Source organism: Streptomyces humi, assembly GCF_001005085.2.
Taxonomy (GTDB): Bacteria; Actinomycetota; Actinomycetes; order Streptomycetales; family Streptomycetaceae; genus Streptomyces; species Streptomyces humi.
Window position 1 is genome coordinate 49200 of sequence record NZ_LBMU02000115.1, and the last position, 22931, is coordinate 72130.

Annotated in this window: 17 protein-coding genes and 1 pseudogene; 7 read left to right on the forward strand and 11 right to left on the reverse strand. The window is 68.1% G+C overall.

The window, feature by feature from the left end; translation table 11 throughout:
• Positions 1-212: 212 nt before the first annotated feature.
• Positions 213-911 (reverse strand): hypothetical protein, encoded by a 699-nt coding sequence (locus AAW13_RS40410; RefSeq protein ID WP_240528893.1) that lies wholly within the window; start codon positions 909-911, stop codon positions 213-215.
• A gap of 211 nt (positions 912-1122) precedes the next feature.
• Here AAW13_RS40410 and AAW13_RS40415 point away from each other — a divergent pair.
• Positions 1123-2326, forward strand: a pseudogene (locus tag AAW13_RS40415) (IS110 family RNA-guided transposase).
• A gap of 525 nt (positions 2327-2851) precedes the next feature.
• Here the strand turns inward: AAW13_RS40415 and AAW13_RS40425 are convergent.
• The 7 genes from AAW13_RS40425 to AAW13_RS40455 form a co-directional block, all read right to left on the reverse strand.
• Positions 2852-4423: an ATP-binding protein gene (locus tag AAW13_RS40425; RefSeq protein WP_046732147.1), complete on the reverse strand. Its 1572-nt coding sequence runs from the start codon at positions 4421-4423 to the stop codon at positions 2852-2854.
• A 27-nt stretch (positions 4424-4450) separates the two neighbouring features.
• Positions 4451-4903: a DUF6238 family protein gene (locus tag AAW13_RS40430; protein ID WP_046732148.1), complete on the reverse strand. Its 453-nt coding sequence runs from the start codon at positions 4901-4903 to the stop codon at positions 4451-4453.
• A 34-nt stretch (positions 4904-4937) separates the two neighbouring features.
• The gene (locus tag AAW13_RS40435; RefSeq protein ID WP_046732149.1) at positions 4938-6410 is read right to left on the reverse strand and encodes an SCO6880 family protein; all 1473 of its coding nucleotides are present in this window, start codon (positions 6408-6410) and stop codon (positions 4938-4940) included.
• Between the two features lie 75 nt (positions 6411-6485).
• Entirely contained in the window at positions 6486-7889 is a 1404-nt protein-coding gene (locus AAW13_RS40440; RefSeq protein WP_046732150.1) for an SCO6881 family protein, read from the reverse strand.
• A gap of 27 nt (positions 7890-7916) precedes the next feature.
• Positions 7917-8606, reverse strand: coding sequence for a hypothetical protein (locus tag AAW13_RS40445; RefSeq protein ID WP_046732151.1), 690 nt, complete (start codon positions 8604-8606; stop codon positions 7917-7919).
• Positions 8606-8914, reverse strand: coding sequence for a DUF6112 family protein (locus tag AAW13_RS40450; RefSeq protein ID WP_046732152.1), 309 nt, complete (start codon positions 8912-8914; stop codon positions 8606-8608). The genes AAW13_RS40445 and AAW13_RS40450 overlap by 1 nt, the downstream gene beginning before the upstream one ends.
• Before the next feature lie 87 nt (positions 8915-9001).
• Positions 9002-10147 carry a C40 family peptidase gene (locus AAW13_RS40455; RefSeq protein WP_046732153.1) on the reverse strand — a complete coding sequence of 382 codons (1146 nt, stop codon included), beginning with the start codon at positions 10145-10147 and terminating at the stop codon, positions 9002-9004.
• 576 nt (positions 10148-10723) lie between these two features.
• Between AAW13_RS40455 and AAW13_RS40460 the strand changes: the two genes are divergently transcribed.
• Positions 10724-11470 carry a DNA-methyltransferase gene (locus tag AAW13_RS40460; RefSeq protein WP_046732154.1) on the forward strand — a complete coding sequence of 249 codons (747 nt, stop codon included), beginning with the start codon at positions 10724-10726 and terminating at the stop codon, positions 11468-11470.
• A gap of 96 nt (positions 11471-11566) precedes the next feature.
• Here the strand turns inward: AAW13_RS40460 and AAW13_RS40465 are convergent, their stop codons facing one another.
• Positions 11567-12511, reverse strand: coding sequence for a DUF5655 domain-containing protein (locus tag AAW13_RS40465; protein WP_046732155.1), 945 nt, complete (start codon positions 12509-12511; stop codon positions 11567-11569).
• A gap of 369 nt (positions 12512-12880) precedes the next feature.
• Here AAW13_RS40465 and AAW13_RS40470 point away from each other — a divergent pair, with 369 nt between their 5' ends.
• From AAW13_RS40470 to AAW13_RS40485, 4 genes are read left to right on the forward strand one after another with little or no spacing between them, the layout of a single operon-like run.
• A complete protein-coding gene (locus AAW13_RS40470) occupies positions 12881-14356 on the forward strand; it encodes an ATP-binding protein (protein ID WP_046732156.1) in 1476 nt (491 codons plus the stop codon).
• A gap of 49 nt (positions 14357-14405) precedes the next feature.
• A complete protein-coding gene (locus tag AAW13_RS40475) occupies positions 14406-17195 on the forward strand; it encodes a Z1 domain-containing protein (RefSeq protein ID WP_046732157.1) in 2790 nt (929 codons plus the stop codon).
• Positions 17192-18199 carry a PD-(D/E)XK motif protein gene (locus tag AAW13_RS40480; RefSeq protein WP_046732158.1) on the forward strand — a complete coding sequence of 336 codons (1008 nt, stop codon included), beginning with the start codon at positions 17192-17194 and terminating at the stop codon, positions 18197-18199. Before AAW13_RS40475 ends, AAW13_RS40480 begins: the two co-directional genes overlap by 4 nt.
• Entirely contained in the window at positions 18192-20210 is a 2019-nt protein-coding gene (locus AAW13_RS40485; RefSeq protein ID WP_046732159.1) for an AIPR family protein, read from the forward strand. The genes AAW13_RS40480 and AAW13_RS40485 overlap by 8 nt, the downstream gene beginning before the upstream one ends.
• 29 nt (positions 20211-20239) lie before the next feature.
• On the opposite strand, the gene AAW13_RS40490 is transcribed toward AAW13_RS40485, so the two are convergent.
• On the reverse strand, positions 20240-20428 hold the full coding sequence (locus tag AAW13_RS40490) for an AbrB/MazE/SpoVT family DNA-binding domain-containing protein (protein WP_046732160.1): 189 nt from the start codon (positions 20426-20428) through the stop codon (positions 20240-20242).
• 64 nt (positions 20429-20492) lie between these two features.
• Here AAW13_RS40490 and AAW13_RS40495 point away from each other — a divergent pair, with 64 nt between their 5' ends.
• Positions 20493-20933, forward strand: coding sequence for a very short patch repair endonuclease (locus AAW13_RS40495; protein ID WP_052768680.1), 441 nt, complete (start codon positions 20493-20495; stop codon positions 20931-20933).
• 8 nt (positions 20934-20941) lie between these two features.
• Here the strand turns inward: AAW13_RS40495 and AAW13_RS40500 are convergent, their stop codons facing one another.
• Positions 20942-22918 carry a DNA cytosine methyltransferase gene (locus AAW13_RS40500; protein WP_240528895.1) on the reverse strand — a complete coding sequence of 659 codons (1977 nt, stop codon included), beginning with the start codon at positions 22916-22918 and terminating at the stop codon, positions 20942-20944.
• Positions 22919-22931 lie beyond the last annotated feature (13 nt).

Below are 22931 nucleotides of genomic sequence, written 5' to 3' on the forward strand. Positions count from 1 at the left end.
GTTCGCTGGTGCGCGCCGTGATGTGTGTGCCCTCGCGTTGGAGGGTGACCAGGGTCTGATCGGGGCGCACGTGGACTCCTCCGTGGTCGGCCGTCCCAGCGGCCGGCGACGGCGGGAAGCCGCAGCCAGGCGGGGACAGCAGGGGTGGTGGCGTTCGTCGAGGATCCGGCGATCGGACGGTTTGGCCTCGCCGGAGGTCGGTGCTAGAGGTGTCAGCGCGAGCGGCGCACGGCAGGGTGGTCGGACGCCGCCGAGGCGGGCGGCGAAGCGGCGGAGGCACCGCGCTGGGGAGAGGTGGATCGGGTCAGGGCCGCGTGGACACGTCCTGTGTGCGCGGACTGGTCGACACCGATCCGGTCGGTCAGGTGATCGGCTGCCCTGGCCAACGCCGCTCCGGTGTAGCTGAGTTCGTCGGCGTAGTGCCAGCCTTCGGAGTTGCGGATCTCGCGGGCTTGTTCTTCGTAGAGCTCCCGCGACCCGGGCATGGATCCCTGCATGAGCGCGATGACCTGGTCCCACTCGCGGCGGATCTCGCCTGCTCGCTCCAGTACGGAGTCGATTCCCCGCAGGCGCAGCAGGTCGGCGCTGATCGGGCCGTCAACGTAGTCGGCTGGTTGCGCGGCGGCCCGGACAGTGGCGAGGACTTCGGGGCCGTGGGCCAGGAAGGTCTCGACGTGCTCCCAGGCGGCGGCGTCCCGGGCCACCTTGCCGTCGGCGTACCCGGTTTCGTCGACGGGCCAGCCGTCCTCGTCGCAGTACGAGTCAGAGACTGCGTCCCATCGGTCCGAAGCCTGCCTGATGCCGTCAGCAGCGAAGGCCAAGGCTTGGACGCGCTTCCGCCATGCCGCCCGCTCGCCGGCATCTTGCGGCTGGCGGTCAGGGGTGGCGGAGGGGTGGGAAGGGACAGGCATGGTCGTTTCCCTAAGAATGGTTGGCGGTCCGGGAGGACTGGGTGTGGCTGATGGTTGTTTGCTGTCGATGGCTCACGAGGAATGGCCGCCCGGTCCTCCGGGACGCTCCGGCCACTGATTGAGAACTGCGGTCATCGCTGGTTAGGGACCTGTCGGCGGGGTGTTCCTCGGGCCATGAAGGTGTTGGTCTCGGTGGAACGGAGCGAGGGGCTTGAGCACGGCTCACGCACGGATATGGGTCGGTGTCGACGCCGGCAAGGGGCATCACTGGGCGGTGGCGTTGGACGCCGACGGCGGGACGCTGTTCTCGACGAAAGTGATCAACGACGAAGCGCAGATCCTCACACTGATCGAGACCGCCCGGGAGCGGGCCAGTGAGGTGCGGTGGGCGGTGGACATCTCCGGTCGTTCCTCCACGCTGTTGCTGGCGCTGCTGATCGCCCACGGTCAGCAGGTCGTCTACGTGCCCGGACGGACGGTCAACCGCATGTCCGCGGCCTACAAGGGCGAGAGCAAGACCGACGCCCGCGATGCCAGGGTGATCGCCGACCAGGCGCGTATGCGCCGGGACTTCGCCCCGCTGGACACGCCGCCGGAGCTGGTCTCCACCCTCCAGCTGCTGACCAACTACCGGGCCGACCTGATCACCGACCGGGTCCGGCTCGTCAACCGGCTCCGTGACCTGCTGGTGGGCATCTGTCCCGCTCTGGAGCGTGCCTTCGACTACTCCGCGGCCAAGGGCCCGGTCGTCATGCTGACCGAGTACCAGACCCCGGCCGCTCTGCGTCGAATCGGAGTGAAGCGGCTGACGACCTGGTTGGAGCGCCGCAAGGTCCGAGGCGCCGGCGATGTCGCCGCCAGAGCGGTTGAAGCGGCTCAGGCCCAGATGACCTCCCTGCCCGGGGAGAAGCGGGCCGCCAGGATGGTCGGTGACCTCGCCCACCAGCTGCTGGCTCTGGACGAACGGATCAAGGACAACGACCGGGAGATCCGCGAGACCCTTCCGCGCCGACGACCGCGCCGAGATCATCGAATCGATGCCCGGCATGGGCCCGATCCTCGGGGCGGAGTTCGTTGCCATCGTCGGTGACCTGTCCGGCTACCGCGACGCCGGCCGCTTGGCCTCGCACGCGGGCCTGGCCCCGGTGGCCCGGGACTCCGGCCGCCGCACCGGCAACTACCACCGGCCCAAGCGCTACAACCGGCGCCTGCGGCACATCTTCTACATGGCCGCACAGACCGCCATGATGCGGCCCGGACCATCCCGGGACTACTACCTTCGGAAGCGATCCGAGGGGCTGCTGCACACCCAGGCTCTGCTGTCCCTCGCCCGGCGCCGGGTCGACGTGCTGTGGGCGATGCTGCGTGACAAGAGGCTGTTCACCTCCGCCCCGCCGGTCACGCAGGCGGCTTGACACGATCATTGAGATTCCTCGTTTCTGGGCGGGTGCCTCACCGCGAACGCGGCAGCGAGCGCGTGACGGAGGGCGGGACCGGAGCCGAAGGGACGCTCTGCTGGCCGGGGAAGTGCCCTGGGCCGACGCTGCTGGCGAGAGACGGGGCGCTGCTGCCGCTTGGTGCGACCGGGAGCGGATCTCGTGGTCGACGTTCTTCGCGACGAGATGCAGCTCCTCGCCGAGGTCGGTCAGCCGGGAGGCGATGATGTCCAGCTCGGACGCGCTGCCGCGGGCACCGTGGCAGCGACACCACTCGGAGGCGGTTTCGAGAATCTGATGCAGGCGGGCCACCGCGCCGAAGTCCTCCGTGACCGTCTCGCGGAACAGATCGGTGAACTCCTCGGTCCGGGCTGCGGCGAGGCGGTCGTTCCCGTGAGTTGCCGATGCGCCGCTGCCCGGACTCGCGGCCGGGCCGGTCGCTGGGTGACGCTGGAGCGGGGCGGCGTCCTCGACCGCACCGAACAGGGAACACCCCGCGGCGGCTCACTGCCGCGCCTCCACGCTTAGCGTAGGAACTGAAGTCTCGTCAGTTCCGGTGAACTCACGGGGTTCTGTTCGCATCCGGGCGTCCGTGTCGAACAGCTCACGCTCGGCCGGATGCAGGATGTGCTGCGTGATGAAGCTCCGACCTGCGACTTTCCACAGGCCACGGCCCTTGGTCAGGGCGGACACGGCCTGGGTTTCGATTCCGCTCAGGCCGAGCAGCGACGCGGCGGCGGCGAGCTGGTCGGGTTCCTGACGGTAGATGATGCGGGTGGAGCAGTCGGCGAGGAGGCCCTCGGCCAGCACCCTGCCGCGTGAGCCGGCGTCGCCCGCGCTCAGCAGATCGCTGAGGCGGTGGATGACCATCAGGTTGGCGATGCCGAGCCCTCGGCTGAGCTTCCACTGGCTCTGCATGCGCTCCAGCAGGCCGACGTGCCTCATCACGCGCCATGCCTCGTCGTAGATCACCCAGCGTCGGCCGCCGTCGGGGTCGGCGAGCGCGGACTCCATCCAGGCGCTCGCGCAGGTCATCGCGAGGACCAGCGCGGTGTCGTCACCTGAGCCGCCCAGGCGGGAGAGGTCGATGGACAGCATCGGGGTGGTCGGGTCGAATGCCACGGTCGAGGGCGCGTCGAACATGCCGCTCAAGTCGCCGTGGACCAGACGGCGCAGGGCGTGCGCGAGGTCCTGTGCGGCGGCCCCCATCCGCCCGGCCTGGTCGCCGAAGGCCCGGTCGAGGCGCTCGGGCGAGCCGAGGGTGTGCGCGATCTCGCCGAGCAGGGGCACGGTGCCACGTGCCTCGGCTTCGGTGACGACCAGGTCCAGCGCGAGATCGAGGGCCGTGTGTTCCATTGGCTGGAGGTCGCGCTTCAGTACGGTGCGCGCGAGGCCGGCCAGGAGCAGGAGGCGGCGCTTTCGGACCTCGGTCGACCAGTCGTTCTCGCTCACCGAGGCGGGCCGGGGCGGGGCATCCAGGGGGTTCAGCCTGCCCGGGAGCCCCGGGCCCAGCGCGATGCTGTAGCCGCCGAGAGCCTGCGCGACGGCCGTCCACTCGCCCTTGGGGTCGCAGGGCACATACACCCGGTAACCGTGGGCGATCGCCCTGATGGCGATGGACTTGGCCAGCGCGGACTTGCCCATGCCGATGATCCCGGCCAGGACCGCATTGGGGTTGGTGAAGCCCTCGATCCGGCCGCTGCTGTACAGCGAGAACGGGTCGTAGCAGAACGCGGCCTCCGCGTGGACGTCGCGGCCGATGAAGATGCCCTCCGCGCCCAGGCCGCCCTCGGCGAGGAAGGGATAGGCGCCGGACACGGTGGCGGTGGTCATCCGGTGGGCAGGCAGGCTGAGCTTGCCGCCGCGTGCGGAGGAGGGGCCGGGGCGACCGGACGGCGGGTAGGTCGGCCGTAGCTCCGGGTCGAGGGTCTTCTCGTCGTGGCGCGTGGGCGGGGCTCCGGCGAGGCGGGCTTGGCGACGGGCTTCGGCGAAACCGGCGCGGGCGGCGCGCTGATCGGCCCGCGATGCCTTGCGAGGGACGAACAGGTGGGAGGCGCTGGCGCGGGTGCGAGGCATGAGCGATTCTCCAGACGGAGGGCGGGGTCAGTGGCGGACGAGGCCGGTGAACGGAGCGTGGAGGGCAGCCGGGGTGCTACGGCGTCGGACCAGGTGTGCGGTGCGCTGGTGGCGCTGGCAGATGGTCAGCTCCGGTGCGCCTTCCGGCAGGCCGGCCTGGCACGCATCGCGGTCGGGGACCTCGCCGGAACCGGGTCGGGGGGCCGCGTGGTAGGCGGCGTGGAGGTGGTCGGCGGCCTGCCAGATCCGGGTGCGGGCGGCACTGAGCTGGTCGCCCTCGATCGGCACGAGCTGGCCCGTGCGGACGGCGTGGGCGTCGAGCAGGCCGTGCAGCGAGACGAGGTGGGCGTGCAGAGCGTCCAGCTCGGCGCGTGTGGTGACGAGAGGACCGCCTGGCACGTTGAGAGCGCGGTGGAAGTCGAGCGCGGCGGTGGCGAAGGGCACGAAGTCCTGCGCGGTCGGGCTGGCGGTGTGGGACATGGGGGCGCTCTTTCGGCAGGGAGGAGGGCCGGCATCAGGCGGAGAGGGCGAGCGGCATGGCGGCGGCGGTGAACGCCTCGGCCTGTTGCCAGGTGAGCGGCCTGAGGTCGAGCTGGGCGCCGACCGCCGCGGTCTCCACGACCGCGCAGGCGGAACGAAGCTCCTCCTCGGAGTCGGCCGAGACGGTCAGCAGGCCGGTCAGGGCGACATCCGCGTGGCCCGCGATGAGCTGACGCTCCCGGGACTTGATGTCCTGGTACTCGATGGAGTCCGCCTCGGAGTCGACCTGGCCGCGCCGCGCCCGCTCGGCGGCGTCCGCGATCACGCTGGCCTTCCTGCGCTGGACATCACGCAGGGCGGCGTCCAGCCCCTTCGGCTCGTACGACAGTGACAGGGTCCGCCGCACCCCGGCGGTGAACAGCAGCTGGTGCAGGAAACCCGCCGACGTCTCGATGCGTGGCCAGTTCTCCACCCAGTACGTGCGGTGGACGGCGGAGTCGGTCGCGATGTGGTCCGACTTCTCGACGACCACGACCGGGCCTGCGGCAGCTGCGTCGGCCTCGGGGCTGCCAGAAGAGGACCAACGGTCCAGCGGGGCAAGTGCCTTGGGGTCGTATGCCGTTCGTACGACTGCCGCGATCTCACGGACGGTGAGCCAGCCGGTGGGGTTGAGCCCGGCGGTACGCGCGGCCTGGTCGAACGTCGAGGTCAACTGTGCCAGGACGCTGAAGGATCCGGTCAGACCGCCTCCGGCCTGGTTGATCAGACGCCTGGCGGCCTTGGCATCCAACGAGACCGCCACGTACGCCTCGTGCGGAGCCGCGGCCGGGCCGGCACTCTGGATCAGCTCGCTGTAGACCTGGCCGGCCACCGGGGCATCGGGCTGGCCGTGCTCTTCCCAGTACCGGCGAAGGGCGTCGCCCGAGTCCGGCACGGTGCGCTCTACCACCTGGATCCGGGCGACCTGACCGGTGCGGGCCAGTGCGGCGAGGGCACGGCCCCAGCCGCTGACGTTGGCGTTCTGGGTGCCCGGGTCGAGCAACGCGTAGGCGCGGGAGGACACTTTGACGACGGCGGTCAGCGTGCCGGTGTGAGGGTCGTGGACGGCGCCGTACCTGCGGTCGGGCGCGCTGACCACGCGCAGGCTGGCGGCGGTCCCGGGCAGGTGGAGCAGTCCTTCGCGGACCGGACGGCGGGAGGGTCGGCACAGCCACATCAACTGGCCCCGCATCCGACGGAGCGCGTACCGGGTGACGATCGGTGCCCAGTCGGCCAGGGCCCGGCCTCGGTAACGGACGAAGACGAGCAGGGCGATGGCGGCCCACAGCGGGACGAGTTCGAGAGCGCCGACCACGCCACGGGCGAGGATCACGGCGAGCAGGAGCAGCCCGGTGAGGCTCACGACGATCAGCTGCGGCGCGGTCAGGCCGAGCAGGATGCCGCGCCTGCTGCGGTGTGGGAACTTCACGGTGGCCGTGGTGGCTTCAGCCTGGGAGGTGTCAGACATGGCGGTTCCAGACAGTGGTCGGGGAAGGGGGCGGGCTGGAGAGAAGCAGCCCGCCCCCCCCCGGGCGGTGGCGGGTCAGGACCCGGACGGTGGCTGGTTGGGGTAGACCCAGCTCGTCGGAGTCGGGGAGCCGGTAGCCGACGGGCCGGTGGAGGGCGGCGGCGATGCGGCGGGACCGGCGGGACCGGCGGGCGACACGGCACCTACGCGGGTCAGGCTGCTGCCGGGAATCGACGCGCCAGCGGGCTGGCCGGCGGAGGGAACGCCCCCCTCGGAGCCTCCTGCTTCGGTATCGGCAGGCCGTGTGACTAGCGCGGGGATGCCAGGGCGCTGGATCAGGGCGCGGCCCTTGTCGCCGGAGGCATTCGGGTCCTCGCCGTACCGGAAGCGGGTCTGCGGCTTCGAGGGCCCGGCGTCGATGCCCTCCTTGCTCAGGTTGCCGCCGGAGGGGTTGATGCTGGAGGCGACACCGTCGCTGCCCGCGCCGGGGACCTTGCTTGGTCCCTGCGGAGCAGGAGTGCCGGTGCCGGCCTGCATCGCGAGGCTGCCCGCGGTCTTCGCCGCGCCCGCGGCGACCACCATGCCGGCGACACCGGTGCGGTGCAGGTCGTCGTGTCCGCCGCCATCACTCGCCCAGTGGACGAACCTGTAGGTGGCGTACGGGCAGAGCAGGACCAGGACCATCACGACGAGGCCGGCCATCGCGTCGGACAGGGCGGCCATGCCGTCCTTGGCGTCGGACTTGCCCATGGCCGAGGCGCCGATCAGGAAGACCATGGTCATCAGCAGTTTCGACACGACGAGGGTGGCGGTGGCCTCGATCCAGCCCCTCCGCCAGCGTTTGGCGACCTCCCAGCCCCCGCCGGAGCCGGCGAAGACCGCGAGGGCGACCATGACCAGGACGCCGACCTTGCGGGCGACCATCACGCCCCAGTACATGAAGGCGCCGATCGCGCAGCCGAGGGCGACGAGGGCTGGGACGCCCCAGCCGAGGCTGTACATCGCCCCCAGCTCGTTGACCTTGACGACGCGTCGGATCGCGTCGTCCACTGAGCTGTTGGCTGCTTGGAACAGGCCGTCGGACAGGGCATCGACCACCGTGATGGCCACTGAGGTGAAGGCGACGGCACAGAAGGAGAAGAGGACGCCGGTCATCGTGCCGATCGCTGCTTGAGCGAGGGCGCGTTCGTCCCGTCGCCAGGCCGCGAGCATCAACTGGATGCAGAACGTGCCGACGGTCAATGCGAGACCGATGGGCAACAGCAGCTCGTAGTTGTCCCGGAACCATCCGGCGTTGAGATCGATGGCGGTGGTCTCGTTGACGGCCTTGGCGGCGAGATCTGCCGCGCTGGTGGCGAGCTCACCCGCTGACTTCGCGATCCACGCCCCGATACCGTCGGTGACGGTCCCGGCGGGGTTGGTGGCGAAGTCGACGGCGCCGCAGACCTTGTCCATCAGCGGAAAGTCGCAGACTCCCATGGCGATACCTCCTTTCTCGGACGGGGGTCAGGGAGCGACGGCCGACAGGACACCGGCCAGGGCGCAGGGCTGGGAGGGGCGGCATTGGACCGCGAGGGTGGTGACGCGGTTCTCGGTGCCGCCGTGCGGCGAGCCGTTCCAGGCGATCGACTGTTTGCCGGAGACCGTCACGGCGTAGACGTACGCGGTGGTGATCGCCCCGGGGTCCGCCTGGAGGGCCTGGGTGAACGAGTCGGGGAAGTGCGCCTCGTTCACCTTGGCGGTGGCGAACTGGCCGTTGGCGGCCATCTCCTTCCACAGCACGCGCGAGGGGACGAGCGCGTCGACTGAGGCGGTGTCGGCGTACTTCGTCTCGCTGGTCAGCCACCCGTGCAGGGCAGCCAGCAGCTTGCGCTGAGAGTAGGCGCGGGTGTCGTAGGACCAAAGCGCCGCGGCTGCCGCCTTGCCGAAGGCGATCGGGTCGTGCGTGGAGGGGGGAACGGGCAGGGCGCCCCGGCTCCCATGCGGACGTGACGAAGCGGAGGCAGGAGCGGTCGGGGAGGAGGGGGAAGCCGAACTCGTCTGCGGTGCGGGAGCCTTGGAGGATGTCCTGCCGTCGCGGGTGAGGTAGGCGGTCAGGCCGGCGAGGGCGACAAGCACCACCAGGACAGCGGTGCCGAGCAGTGCCCGGCGGCGCACGCGAGACGCGCCGCCGGGGTCTGTGGAACGGGGAGACATCAGTGGACCTGGCTCCCCAGCGTGCTGAAGAACGCCACCACGCCGTTCGCGGCACCCAGCAGGAGGGCCGCGCCGGCGCTGACCAGCACGCCCTTCTTGCCGTTGGCCTCGGCCTGGTGGCCGCCGGAGCGGTGGCCCCAGGCCCACACACCCGCGCTGACGGCGAGCGCGCCGACCACGGCGATGATCCCGAAGAGGTTGAGTGAGCCCATCACCTGCTTGAGGACCGACAGGCCCGGCAGTCCGCCCTCGTTCGGTTTGATCCCAGGGTCGTATGCGAGCTGGACGACCTTATTGGCGAGGTACATGATTGCGAACTCCAGTTCGATTTAGTGCATGCCGAGCCCGAGAGGGCGAAGTGTCGGCGCAGGGAGGGGGAGGAAGGGAATTGCCGGTCAGACGACTCGGCGGGCCGCGAGAATCTGCGGCTTCCAGGACGCGAGGGTCGCGAGGCGGACCACGTCGCCGGTATGGGGGGCGTTCACGATCAACCCCCGGCCGATGACCATCCCGACGTGTTCCGGGACTTCGGCAGTCCCCTCGGTGAAGACGAGGTCACCGGGCCGAAGAGCGTCGACCGATACCGGCTTGCCCTCCTTGACCTGCGTGTACGTCGTCCGCGAGAGAGTGACCCCGGCGGCCTTGTACGACTGCTGCATTAGGGAGGAACAGTCGCATCGGCCCATGGGGTCGCTCCCGTGGGAATCGGTGCAGCTCCCGCCCCACTGGTACGGAGTGCCGAGTTGGTCGAGCGCCCAGCGGGTCGCCGTCTGGACCTTGGGCGGAGCGTCAGCCGGAATCTTGTATCCGGCCGGCACTGCGCCGGGCGGGATGGTTCCGAAGTCGGTGCCGTCCCCATAGGCCGTACAGCTGCCCGCGGCACTCGGCGGAGCACTGGCCGTGCTGTCCGATCCGGATGGCGAGGGGCTCGGCGACGTGTCGCCGGCCTTCGACAACAGCGGCTCGATCGCCTGCTGCAAGGCGGTGGCCAGGGGCTCCCACTTCGCGTAAGCCTCGGGGAAACCGGATTTCTGCACCGCCTGGGCGGCCTGGGCGACGGACAGGGACTGCCAGCCCGAGACCTTCTCCAGTGCCTCGTAGAACATCGTCGAGGCGTGCACCGGGTCGAGGATCTCGTTCGCGGTGCCCCATCCCTGCGACGGTCGCTGCTGGAACAGGCCCAGTGAATCGCGGTCGCCGTAGGTCAGGTTCCGCAAGCCGCTCTCCTGGAAGGCGGTCGCCAAGGCCACGATCTGGCCCCGGGCCGGGATGTTCATCGCGACGCCGGTGGCCTGGATGGTCTTGGCGTTGGGGATCTGCTCGGCCGGGTCTTCCAGGCCTGGCACGGAGACCGTGCCCTTGCCGCTGCCGTCCATGATCGCCTTCACCTGAGCGGCAACGGCCGAGGTATCCACAGCCTGTGTACCGCCGGTCGAGCAGGAGGCCGAAGCGGTGCCGGCCCCGACTGCAAGGATCGGAACAGCCAGCAGAAGCGGACCGGAGGCGAAGAGACCGACGACCGCTCCGGTGGTCTTCTTCATCACCGCCGCCGTTCGCCGGGGCGGACAGTCCCGCCGGGCAACGGTGTTGGGTCAGGGCGTGGGCGTGCTTGAACGTGCTGCATCGCAGCGGCTCCTCGCGGTTCGTAGGAGGCGCGGTGCCGACTTCTCGTGCAAAGCCGTCGGCACCGCGCCGATGTGAACCCGCCTCTCAGGGCGGACCCGGGCAGGGGAGTTGGTAGCTCCCAGGCGCCGGGTTCAGGCCACGCGCGGCAGTCAGCCGCGCTCGTAATCTCAGGTGGTGCACCGGGTCTCCTCACGGCTTCGGGAAGGGGGGCAACATGCCTTCCGATCCATGTCATTGGACGCGGCAACACGGATCAGCGCAGGTCAGCGGCGGTGTAACCGGACCCCGCCTCGGTGGCTTGGCGAGACAGTAGACCGGGATTCCGGCCGCACCAAACGACTCCCGATCCCGGGCCCGAAGCGCTGCACAGGCACGTTAGGGGCGGCCGGAAATCGCGGCTACCCTCCGACGCAACCCCGCTCCGAGCGGCCGCTGTTGACCGCCGTCCGGAGCCGGCACAGTCCCGTCGTGCCCTGAAAGAGGCCCCGCGCATGAGCTACACGCTGCACCGAGGCGACGCCCTCACCGTGCTGAAGACCCTCCCGGACAAGAGTGTCGACGCCGTCATCACCGATCCCCCGTACAACTCCGGCGGACGCACCAGCTCCGACCGCACCGGCCGCACCGCCCGCGCCAAGTACGTCACGGCCGGATCGGCGCACGACCTGCAGAACTTCCCCGGCGAGAACCGCGACCAGCGGAGCTATCGAAGCTGGCTGACCGCGCTGCTCACCGAGGCGTACCGGGCCGCGACCGAGCACTCCGTCGCCATGGTCTTCTCCGACTGGCGTCAGGAGCCGACCACGTCCGACGCCCTGCAGATGGCGGGCTGGACCTGGAGCGGCACGATTCCCTGGATCAAGCCCGCCAGCCGGCCCCGCAAGGGCGGGTTCAAGCAGTCGGCCGAGTTCATCGTCTGGGGCGTCAAGGGCAGCCTCGAAAAGGACCGGGACCTCTACCTGCCCGGCCACTTCATCGCCTCCCAGCCCCGCAAGGACCGTGTCCACATCACCCAGAAGCCGGTCGAGATCATGCAGCAGCTCGTGCAGATCTGCCCCGAAGGCGGCACTGTCCTCGATCCCTTCACCGGCAGCGGCTCCACAGGCGTCGCAGCCTTGCGCGAAGGCAGGCAGTTCGTGGGAGCCGAGCTGTCCGCGCATTACGCCGACGTCGCTGAGGCGAGGCTCCGAGCGGAGCTGACCCAGGAGGACTTCGTTCTGGCGGGACCGGAGGCATGACTATGAGAGCGACCGGACCGGGGCCGACGGACCGCAGACGGACAAGGGCGGCTGGTGCATCGAGAAACTGATGCACCAGCCGCCCTTCCTCTTGCGTCAGGCCGCCTCGAACGCCCGCCGGATCAGCGGCCCGGCCTTCTCCAGGTCGGACGCCGAGGCGATGCGCACTTCCAGATCTCCGGTCCCGAGGTGGCCGATACCGCGCATGTCGCGCGAGAAGCCCTCCTCCAACTCGACCGTGTCCGGATCGACCTTGAGGTAGACCAGGATCGCCTCGCGCTTCGGGCGGAAGATGACGGAGGCGACGTTCACCATCCGGCGGTACGCGATGTAGTGCCGAAGCTGAGCCACCTCGACCTCGCCCCAAGCGGTGAGGGCCTCGTTCAGCTCGGCGTACAGGTCCTGTAGGCAGCCAGGAACCGCATCCGCGGTGGCGGTTGCCTCAGCGGATGTCTTCCCGCCTCCGTCGGCGTCACCGGCCGTGCCCTGCCGCTCGCGGCTCTGGCGACGATCCGAGACCGGTCTCGTGGATCCGGGAGTGGACTCGATCAGCAGCAGGCTCAGCAGCCCACCCTCGAAGACTCGGTAGCGCACCAGGTCGACCCGCTCACGCAGACGGTGCACCGCGACTCGGTCGTGGTGCGAGAAGCCGGCGGCGACGCAGACCATCCGAGGGGTCCGCCAGTCGATCGACTCGGCGGCCTCGGAGCCCAGCTGCTCCTTGACCAGCGCCTCGAACTCGTGACGCGCGGAGTCCAACCACGACAGGTAGGAGACCGCCTGCGACAGGACACCGCTGTCAGCGCCTTTCTTGTACTCGATCAGCGCGGGTGTGCCGTTCTCGTCCAAGCCGAGCGAGTCGATCCGGCCCCGGTGCCAAGGCCCCGTCGGGTACTCCGACGCCAGGAAGCGGATGCCGAGCATGGCCTCCATGCCTGCCTCGACCCGCCGCTGCAGCTCCACTTCCAGGGTCACCGTGGAGCCGCGCAGCTCGACGTCTTGGCCGTCGGCATCCTGACGGAACAGCTTCAGGTCGGTCACCAGCGTCCCCCTCCCGCGATCACTACAGGAGGAGCAATCGAAACCGGCCTGCGACTATTCCAGTGCACACGTGTGCGTGACGCCTCGTCGGGACGAGAGCGGGATCTTCGTGTCCTCCACCCAGGAAACCGAGCGACGCACGGGTTGTGCCTCGCGAAGCCGGCAGAGAGCCTTCCACAGAGATCACCTACGTCAGACGAGCCCCGTTCGGTAGGATGCTCCGAACGGGGGATTTCGGCTGTCGTGGGACGAGTAGCGACACACTCACCGCGCGAGGCCCGAGTAGTCCTGCCGCATGCCGCTCCCCGGAGCACACAGGCGAACCGACCGCACAGGACTGACCGGGTACACCGGGTACGGAGCGTGAAGATGGACTTCGACGTCGCCGCTCCCGACCCTGCTGGCATGGTGGCGTCGCTCAGTTCGCTCGGTTACTCGCTTCCCGCCGCCATCGCGGACCTTGTGGACAACAGTGTCTCGGCCGAGGCCCGGAACATCGACGTCGACTTCACGTGGGACGGACAGAGTTCCTGGATCGCTGTGACGGACGACGGCAGGGGGATGACGGATCCCGAGCTTGTGACCGCCATGACGGTGGCGGCACGCGGTCCGTCAGCCGAGCGGAGCGCCACGGATCTCGGCCGTTTCGGTGTGGGGCTGAAGTCTGCCTCGTTCTCCCAGTGCCGCAAGCTCACGGTCGCCACGGTCAGGGACGGAGTCTGGCACGTCCGGACGTGGGACCTCGGCGTCGTGGAGCACTACAAGGAGTGGCGGCTCCTCCGTGACCCAGGCGACACGACCACCGCTCTCCTGCGTCGGATCGGGGGAAGCATGCAGCACGGGACCATCGTCCTGTGGGAGCAACTCTCCGGTTACCACAACACCGTCGTGGCCAGCGACGACGAAAAGACGCAGGCCCAGTTCTATGCGGAGGCGGAGCGTACCGAAGCCCACCTTGCGATGGTCTTTGCCCGTTTCCTGCAGCGCCCTGCCCGGTGCCGGCTCCGGGTGCGTGGCTCCGACCTCTCCCCGTGGGACCCGTTTCTGTCCAAGCACCCGTCTGTTCAGCGGATCCCCTGGGAGCCTCTACCGCTGGGATCGGCGTCAGTGCGCGTGGAGCCCTTTGTTCTCCCGACGGCACAGCGGCTCTCGGAAGCCGAATACGAGTCGGCTGCCGGGCAGAAGGGATGGCTGGGGCAGCAGGGGTTCTATGTCTACCGTCGTGACCGCCTGATCCTGGCCGGTGACTGGCTGGGGATCCGCGGGCTGCGGCGCGAGGAGAAGTACAACCTCGCGCGGATCGCTGTGGACATCCCTGCGGAGGCCGACACCGACTGGGGCGTGGACGTGCGCAAGGCGAGCGTCGTTCCGCCTGTCTCATTGCGGCGTCACCTGGAGAGGATCGCCAGGTACACGCGCGAGGCGGCTTCCCGCTCCGCACGGCAGCGTGGTCAAGTGGTGTCGCGGGCGCACGGTGACCCCTTGAAGTTCGCCTGGAACGTGAAGCGCCACGACGGCCGGATCGTCCTGCGCATCAACAGAAAACACCCTTTGGTGAAAGCAGCGATGGACGACCAGGGCGGCACCCCGGACGTCGTCCGCTCGATGATCCGCCTCCTTGAGGAAACGGTCCCGGTCACGGCGCTCCGCATGCTCCACGAGACCGACACGGTCGACGACCCCGAACCCTTCGGCGGTCCGGGGCCGGCCGCTCCGGAGACAGTCGACATCGCCCGCCAGGTGTACGAAGCGCTCCTTGGGCAGGGCCGTTCCCCTGAGGATGCCCGGGGAGTACTCAGCTCCATGCCCCCGTTCGACGAGCAACAAGGTTTCTGGAACTCCTGACCCACCTGGTAGTCCCCACTCCCAACCGACCCGGCCGCAGGAGGTCGCTGTGAGCACCACCCCCGAAGACAATCTCGAAAAGGCCGAGCAGACCGCGGTGCTGCTCCTGCCCGGTGACCGCCAGGCAACGCCGGCCGAGGTGGACTTCGCCGTGAACACAGCGGTCAGCATCCTCGCTGCCCAGGGGATCACAGTGGAGCGGGACCAGGTGCGGAAGGTGCTCGAGGCCCGGGCCTCCGTGTTCCAGGCTGATTCCTCCGCGATGAAGAACGACGAGGGCCACGTGCCATGGCTCGCCGACGCCAAGGCCGACCGTAAGTGGGACTTCTGGGACCGCTACCGGCGCTACCTCCTGAGCGTCTCCAAGCTCCCGATGCAGGTCGTGCGACGACTCGACCAGAGCACCGACGACGTTCTCGGTGAGCTGGAAGACCCTCAGCGGGAAGGCATCTGGCGTCGGACCGGGCTCGTGATCGGACAGGTCCAGTCCGGCAAGACGGGGCAGTTCATCGGGCTCGCCGCGAAGGCAGCCGACGCCGGCTACCGGCTCATCGTGGTGTTCGCCGGGATCCACAACGACCTGCGCAGTCAGACCCAGCTCCGTATTGACGAAGGGCTCCTCGGGTTCGACACCCAGTACCAGTTCCGCTCGGACGACGACGCGCATCGTCACATCGGTGTGGGCGCGATGTCGCACGGCAAGCGCCTGAAGGCCGCGTCGCTCACCACCAGTCACGAGAAGGGAGACTTCGCCCGCAAGACGGCGGTCTCCGCGAATGTGCCGGTGGGGAGCGTCCCGGTGGTCCTCGTGGTCAAGAAGAACCGGCGGATCATCGACAACCTGCGGGACTGGGTGATCGACAACCACGGCGTGGAGGACCCGGAGACCGGCCGGATGGTCGTTCCCGACCTCCCCTTGTTCGTAATCGATGACGAAGCCGACAACGCCGGGGTGAACACCTCCAAGGACCCCGACACCAACCCGTCGGCGATCAACAAGGCCATCAGGCGATTGGTCAACAGCTTCACGAAGGCGTCCTACGTCGGCTACACCGCGACCCCCTTCGCGAACATCTACATCAGCCCTGACACGGACCACGACGAGCTGGGCCCCGACCTCTTCCCGGAGAGTTTCATCCGCACCCTGCGGGCGCCGTCAAACTATCTCGGTCCCGAGCGGGTCTTCGGTCTGCAGACCGACGGCGACGAGGAGGACATCGAGCCGCTGCCACTGATAAGGCACATCAAGGACACAGACCTCTGGGTGCCGGACAAGCACAAGTCCTACCATCAGGTTCCCGACTTCCTGCCCGGATCGCTGCAGCGGGCCATTCGGTCCTTCGTCCTGACCTGCGCGGCACGTCGAGCGCGGGGGCAGGTCGCCGTGCACAACTCCATGCTGGTGCACGTGACCCGCTTCACCGCTGTACAGCAGCAGGTCCGCGACCAGATCGACGCCCACGTGCGTCTACTCTTCGACGTTCTCCAGGACCGGTTCAGCAGTGCCCGCGAGGAACTCGATGAAGAGCTGCGGGAGCTCTGGGAGGAGGACTTCGCCCCCTGTACCGAGGACATGACCGGGGACACGCTCGACTGGGAGGATGTCGAACCCCATCTCCACGCCGCCCTCGCGAAGATCACCGTCATGGCTGTCAACGGTGCTGCGAAGGACGCCCTTCAGTACTACGAGCGCCGGGAGACCGGCCTGTCGGTCATCGCCGTAGGCGGCGAGAAGCTCTCCCGCGGTCTGACCCTCGAAGGGCTTTCGGTCAGCTACTACCTGCGTGCCTCCAAGACGTACGACACCCTGCTGCAGATGGGGCGCTGGTTCGGCTACCGTCCCCGCTACGAGGACCTGTGTCGGCTGTACACGACGCGTACGCTTCAGCGCCAGTACGCGGAGATCACCGCGGCAACTGACGAACTCCGGCGCGACGTCGAGGAGATGTCCGCCGTGGGGCTCACCCCCAGCGAGTACGGTCTCAAGGTCAGGACGTCGTCGCTCGGCCTCGGAATCACGGCCTCCAACAAGATGAGGCAGGGCACGCGCGTGCGCCTCAGCTACTCCGGTGAACTTCCCGAGACGACCATCTTCGACCTCTCCGAGAAGGCGGTCCGCCACAACCACGAGCTCCTCGAGACGTTCGTCGCGCGCCTCGACGCGCTCTCCGCCGGGAAGGTGGACGAGCGGAGCGGGAGCATCACCTGGAGTGGCGTCGCAGCCTCGGACGTCACCGAGGGTTTCCTCGACTCCTACCTCACCGACCGGCAGGCCCAGCGGGTGCGGCCGGCCTTCATCGCGGAGTACGTACGCCAGTGTGCCAAGCAGGGTGAGCTGGGCAACTGGACGATCCGCCTCGCCAGCCGACTGCCAGAGGGAGCGCCGGCCGAGATCGCAGGCCATTCCGTCGGCCTCATCACGCGCAGCCACTCCAAGTCCTCGGACGTTGTTCCCGGCCGCTACACGATCAAGCGCGTACTCAGCCCCGCCGACGAACTCTGCGACCTGACCGACGAACAGAAGGAGCGTGCGCTGAAGGACACGAAGGAGGCCGCGAGGGGGAAGCTCAACAGGAAGGGCGAGCCGCTCGATCCCGACACTCCCCGCGGTCGGCCCCTGCGTAACCAGCGCCGCTCTGACCAGCCGTTGCTTCTGCTGTATCCCCTCAGCCCTGCCGAGGTGGCCGAGGCGTCAGGGGACCCCGAGCCGGTCGCCCCGCTGGTCGGGTTCGCCATCAGCTTCCCGTTCTCCAGCCACCAGTTGAAGACCGAGTACGTGGTGAACGACATCTGGTTCAAGCAGGACATGGAGTTCGACGACTTCGAGGACGAAGAGTGATCGACGAGAGTGTGTGGCAGGAGTTGGAGGCCCACCAGCAGACCCCGGGCAGGTCCACCCGGCGGCTCCACCCCGACTCCCAGCACGACATCCAGGTGTCGGTGACGCACCCTGCCCTCCGGCGGATGCTGCTGCTCGGCACGGACGCCAGGACCGCCGACACCGTACGTCAGGAAATCCACGAACTGCCAGCCACGCGTGGCTTGCAGCTGAACCTGTCGGCGGTGTCCGGCAACCACTACGAGCTCCAGGTCATGCTCACCGACGACGAACTCACGGAGGTGTTCACCCCGCTCGTCTCCGATATCGCAGAGGTGGTGCGGGACGCACCGACCACCGAGACCGCGGCGGAGGCCGCGGTTCTGCGCTACGTCCGGTGGCAGCAGCTGCTGCGCTCCGTGTCGCGCGAGGGCCTGTCCCGACAGGCCCGATGCGGCCTCTTCGGCGAACTCCACTTCCTCCTCGAGTACGTGCTGCCGACTGTCGACCAGCACACAGCAGTCAGCTCCTGGACCGGACCGCGGCAGACGAACCAGGACTTCCAGCTGCCCGGTGCCGCGGTCGAGGTGAAGGCGACCACGGCCCGCTCTCCCCGAACGGTCCAGATCGCGAGCGAACGGCAGCTGGACACGGCCGACTCGACGCCCCTCGCACTGGTCCACATTGTCCTCGACGACCGGCAGCGTGGGTTCGGTATGAGTCTGAACGCCTTGGTGGACGAGATACGGGCCCGTCTGACCTCACCGTCCGCCTCCCAGCGCTTCGAGAACCTGCTGATGCAGGTCGGCTACCTTCCGAACCAACGGGACCTCTACGACCACGATCGCTACACCCTGCGGCGCAGCGAGTTCTGGACGGTTGGGGAGGGATTCCCCCGGATCGTCGAGGCCGAACTGCCGCCCGGGGTCGGCAACTGCACCTACACCATCGACGTGTCGGCCCTGGCCACCCACAGCGTGACCGCCGAAGCACTGGTCGACCTGATCCGAGGAACCCATGGCTGAGCACGACCTCAACGACTACTCACGCGCGCTGGTGACCGACATCCAGGCGCTGGCGGACGCCGAGGGCGGCTCGATCCCGAACACGTTCACCCAGCATGTACTCGAGATCCTCGAGGAGGCCGGGGTCGTCGCCGACGCAGCGCTCGCCTACCACTCCTCCCGGGGGCTGGAGGTCTACGGCTACGGCCTGCCCGAGGACGGGTCAAGCCTCGATCTCTACACCACCGACTTCAACTTGACCCCGTTGAGCAGCAAGCTGACCAAGGCCGAGTCCGACAGGCTCTTCCGCAGGCTGTTCGCGTTCCTGGGCAAGCACGGGGCCATCCGCCCCAACCAGCAGGACAACACCGACGTGCACGACATGTGCGTCGGTGTGGAGAAGGCGCTGTCGGAGGTTCCGAAGATTCGCCTCTTCCTCCTCAGCAACCGGGTCAGCACGACGAGCGCCCCGGGGCCCGGGGAGTTCGAGGGGATCCCTGTCACGCACGAGCTCTGGGACCTTGCGCGGCTCCACAGGCACGAGACCTCCGGGAGCATCGGCGAGCCCATCAAGGTAACCTTCGAGCGTCCCCTCCCCTGCCTGGCGGCGCACAGCGACGAGCCGAACTACTCGGTCGTCCTGGCCGTCATCCCCGGCCGACAGCTTGCCGAACTGTACAAGGAGCACCGGACCCGGCTGCTCGAACTCAACGTCCGGTCCTTCCTCCAGACCCGTGGTGGCGTGAACAAGGGCATCCGCGAAACCTTGCTGAAGGATCCGAGCCGCTTCCTCGCCTACAACAACGGCGTGACCGCCACCGCCTCGGACGTGGACTTCGAGACCGACGAGCACGGCAGCCCCGTCGCCATCAGGAGCATGACCGGCCTCCAGATCGTCAACGGCGGACAGACCACCGCCTCGCTGCACCACGTCCTGACTCAGGACAAGCGGGACTTGGACGGGGTCCACGTGCAAATGAAACTCACGATCGTCGATCCCGCGTACCTGTCCGAGATCGTTCCGAGGATCTCCCAGTACTCCAACACCCAGAACAAGGTGACGTTGGTCGACTTCAGCTCGAACCACGAGTTCCACGTCGCCTTCGAGCGTGTCTCCCGCAGCCTGTGGGCCCCTGCGACCGACGGCAGCGGTCAGGAGACGCGATGGTTCTACGAGCGGGCACGGGGTCAGTACACCGACAAGTCCGCCGAGCACGAGACCCGCGCCGCCCAGCGCAAGTTCAAGCTGATCACGCCGAGCCGACAGAGATTCAGCAAGTCCGACCTGGCCACCTTCGTACACTCCTGGGAGCAGCTCCCGTACTGGGTGAGTCGCGGCGCCCAGAAGAACTTCGCCCACTTCATGGAGCGGATCGAGAAGTCCGATCCCGTCGTGGACGTGCAGTACTGCAAGCGCGCCATAGCCACTGCACTCCTCTTCCAGGCTGCCGACCGGATCGCCCGTGCGCACTCGGCCGGCAGCCACAAACGGCTGATCACGACCTACACGGTCGCCCGGCTCTCGCTCGCCGCCGAGAAGCGGATCGACCTCGACAGGATCTGGAACGAGCAGGGCACCACGGACGCCCTGGAGAACGCCCTCGACGAACTCTGTCCCTTGATCATGGAGACGGTGATCTCCGGCGACCGGCACGTCTCGGAGTGGGCGAAGAAGCCCGACTGCTGGGACGAGGTTTCCCGCATCCCGTGGACGCTTCCCGACGTGCTGAGCGCCGAGCTCACGGCCGAGCCCTTCGAGATCGCCTCCCCCGAGAGCACCGAGTCCGACGAGGCCGAAGCCGCCGTCGAGGACATCCCCAGCGAGGAGTGGCAGGCTCTCGCGGACTGGGCCCGCGAAGGCCGGCTCCTGCGCGCCGTGGACAGGCAACTCGCCGACCGTGTCGCGCAGCGGCTCTCCCAGGGGCGACGGGTCACCGGGACCCAGGCCAGGCAGGCGATGGAGGTCTACGAAGAGGCCCTGCGGCATGGGTTCCACCCCTCGCCCGTCGGCCTCGACCACGAGACCGCGTGAGAGCGCCAGTCCCGGCACCGGGGCTGGCGCTACAGGGTTCCCTCCGCCAACAGGTCGTTAATCGCGTCTTCTGAACGTCTCAGCACGATGCGCCCGTCCCCGTCGCTGAACACGAGCAGCCTGGTACCCGGGCTGATGCCTGCTTCGGCGAGGATCCCGAGCGGGATCTCCACACGGCCGGCCTCATCGACGTCGAGTTCTGCGGGTTCTCGGATCATCTAGGTCAGTCTGCCACCCGAAGCACGCCCACGGCATGACCGCCCAAGGTGAAAGCATGGCCTCGTGAGCACACACGAAGGATGGGTGAGCACCCCTTGGAGCGCACAGCTCCGCGGCCGCCGCGTCCGGGACACCGAACCGGAAAAGACCCTCAGGAGCGCAGTCCACGCCCTCGGGCTCCGCTTTCGGCTGCACCGTAAGGTCGCTCCCCGCTGCACGGCGGACTTCGTGCTGCCCCGGTACTCCGTCGCGGTCTTCGTCGACGGTTGCTTCTGGCACGGCTGCCCCTCCCACGGCACACGGCATTTCCGAGGGCCGAACGCCTCGCGCTGGGAAGCCAAGATCACGACCAACATGGAAAGGGACGCCAGGAACACCGATGCGGCGAGAGACGCCGGATGGACCGTAGTGCGCATCTGGGAGTGTGAGGTCAGGGCCGACGCCGGGCGGGCCGCCCAGCGCATCGCCCACGCCGCACACCTCAGCGTCCCTGTTTTCCCGTGAGGGCCCTTTCAGCCTGTGGTTACCGCAACGTCCAAGGTGGCTTCTGTTCCCTCGTCCTCCTGCGGACGGGTCGGGCAGTAGTCGCTCAGCGGGCAGCTTCCACAGACGGGCTGCTTGTCACGACACAGGTTCTCGCCGATGAACCTGATGGCGGCCATGCGCACCGGTGCGTCCCGGCCGGCGCCGAGAAGCTTGATGAGGTTGAGTCGACCCTCGGTCAGTCGGTTGGTCAGGTGCGATTCGTTCTTCTGAACCCTCGCAGCCACCCGCAACGCACTCTGGCCGACCAGCATTATGTCGCCGCCGGCCAGCAGCCTGAACAAGGCGAGCTCAGCCGGCTTGAGCCCCATCACTTTGCCGTGATCAAGAACCGAATCCGCGTTCACCCAGACCTCGGGCTTGTCGACGACCGGACTGAGCCTGTCCTCCAAGCGCTTGCGGAGTGCTGTTGTCGGGGCCGCGTTCACGAGGGCGAGATAGACGTCCTGCGTCAGTTCCCTGTGCCCAGCGACCTCGTCCATCACGTCGGAGAGCTGCTTCGGGTGCAGCTTGCTTCCTGAGAGCACCGCCATGACGAGAGCCCCGAGCGGCTTCATCTTCCGGCCACCGGGGAACTGGTGCCACTGCCTGCCCGCACGCTGTTCCTTGGCCCAGCGGGTCAGTTCCTCACGTACCTTCGGCCACTTGTCCGCGGCCTCGTCCCCGGCGGGAACATCTTGCAGCAGGAGAACCCGGGCAGCGGCTTCGCCCAACAGCGGGGGAACCGCGTTGCCGATCTGGCGGAAGGCGTCGCTCCGCGTACCCGCGAACCGGAAGCGGTCCGGGAAGGTCTGGATCCTCGCGGCTTCACGCACAGTCAGCGTTCGCGCCTCTTCAGGATGGATGTACCAGTAACCGTCCTTGGCGATGTGCGCGGTGATGGTGCGGCTCAGTTCCTTCCAGTCCAGCTTCTTGTACTTGTCGGTGAATTGCTCCGCGTCGTACCTCTGGAAGTCCTTCTCGTCCTCTTCCAGTTTCTCTTCAAGCTCCGAGTAGAGGGTTTTGGAATCCATGACCGTGAAGATCCTGAAGTCGTCGTTACGAACCCGTCGCGTCATGTGGTCGTGAATTACACCCTTATCTGCCCTTCTGCGCATCTCCTTGGCGAAGGAAGGGAGCTTCGGCTCCTGCTGCTCGTCGTAGTCGCCGACTCGGGCACCTACCGCTTTCAAAGGCTCCGGGTTGAGGGCAGGAAGGTCGCCGATGGCATCCCGAAGGGTGGTCTGTTTCTGCGGCTCGCCCCACGCGAAGCCGCCACCGTCTTTCCGTGCGAGGAGGATCAGACGCTTCCTGTGCTGCGGCACGCGATAGTTCCACGCATCGACGAGACGCACCTGGGTCACGTACCCAAGACTCTCCAGCTTTGCCTCAATGATGCGGATCACGCTGAAGTCATCGCCGAGCCCCATGTCGGGGACGTTCTCCATGAGGACGGCACGTGGAAGGAGCCGCTCCACCACATCGACGTAGGCGCGCCAGAGTTCCTTACGGAGATCGTGCGGGTCACGGTTGTGGTACTCGACCAAGTGCCGGATCTTGCTGCGTCCGGCACGACTGAACGGCTGGCAGGGGGGGCCTCCCGCCACGATGTCGATATCGGCTCCGGAGTCCAGGATTCGCTGGACGAATTCGCCTCGCTGGTCGTCATCACCGAGGTCGACGCAAAGACTCATTCCCGGGAAGTTCGCTGCATGCGTCTCGCGAGCCCGCTCGTCGAAGTCCACGGCCGCAGCGGTGGTCCATCCGGCCCGTTCAAGGCCCAGGCTCAGCCCGCCGGCGCCCGAGAAGAGGTCGACAGCCAGGCGTTTATCTTTTCCGTAACCGGACTGGACCCATTTCCTGAAATCGTCCGGATCACAGTAGTGCCTGTGCTTGTCCAGTTTGAGGTAGTCGCTCCGCTCCAGGGGCACGCCGTACGTGCTTTTTGCCCCCTTCTCCTTTGCCACGACCCACTCCTCC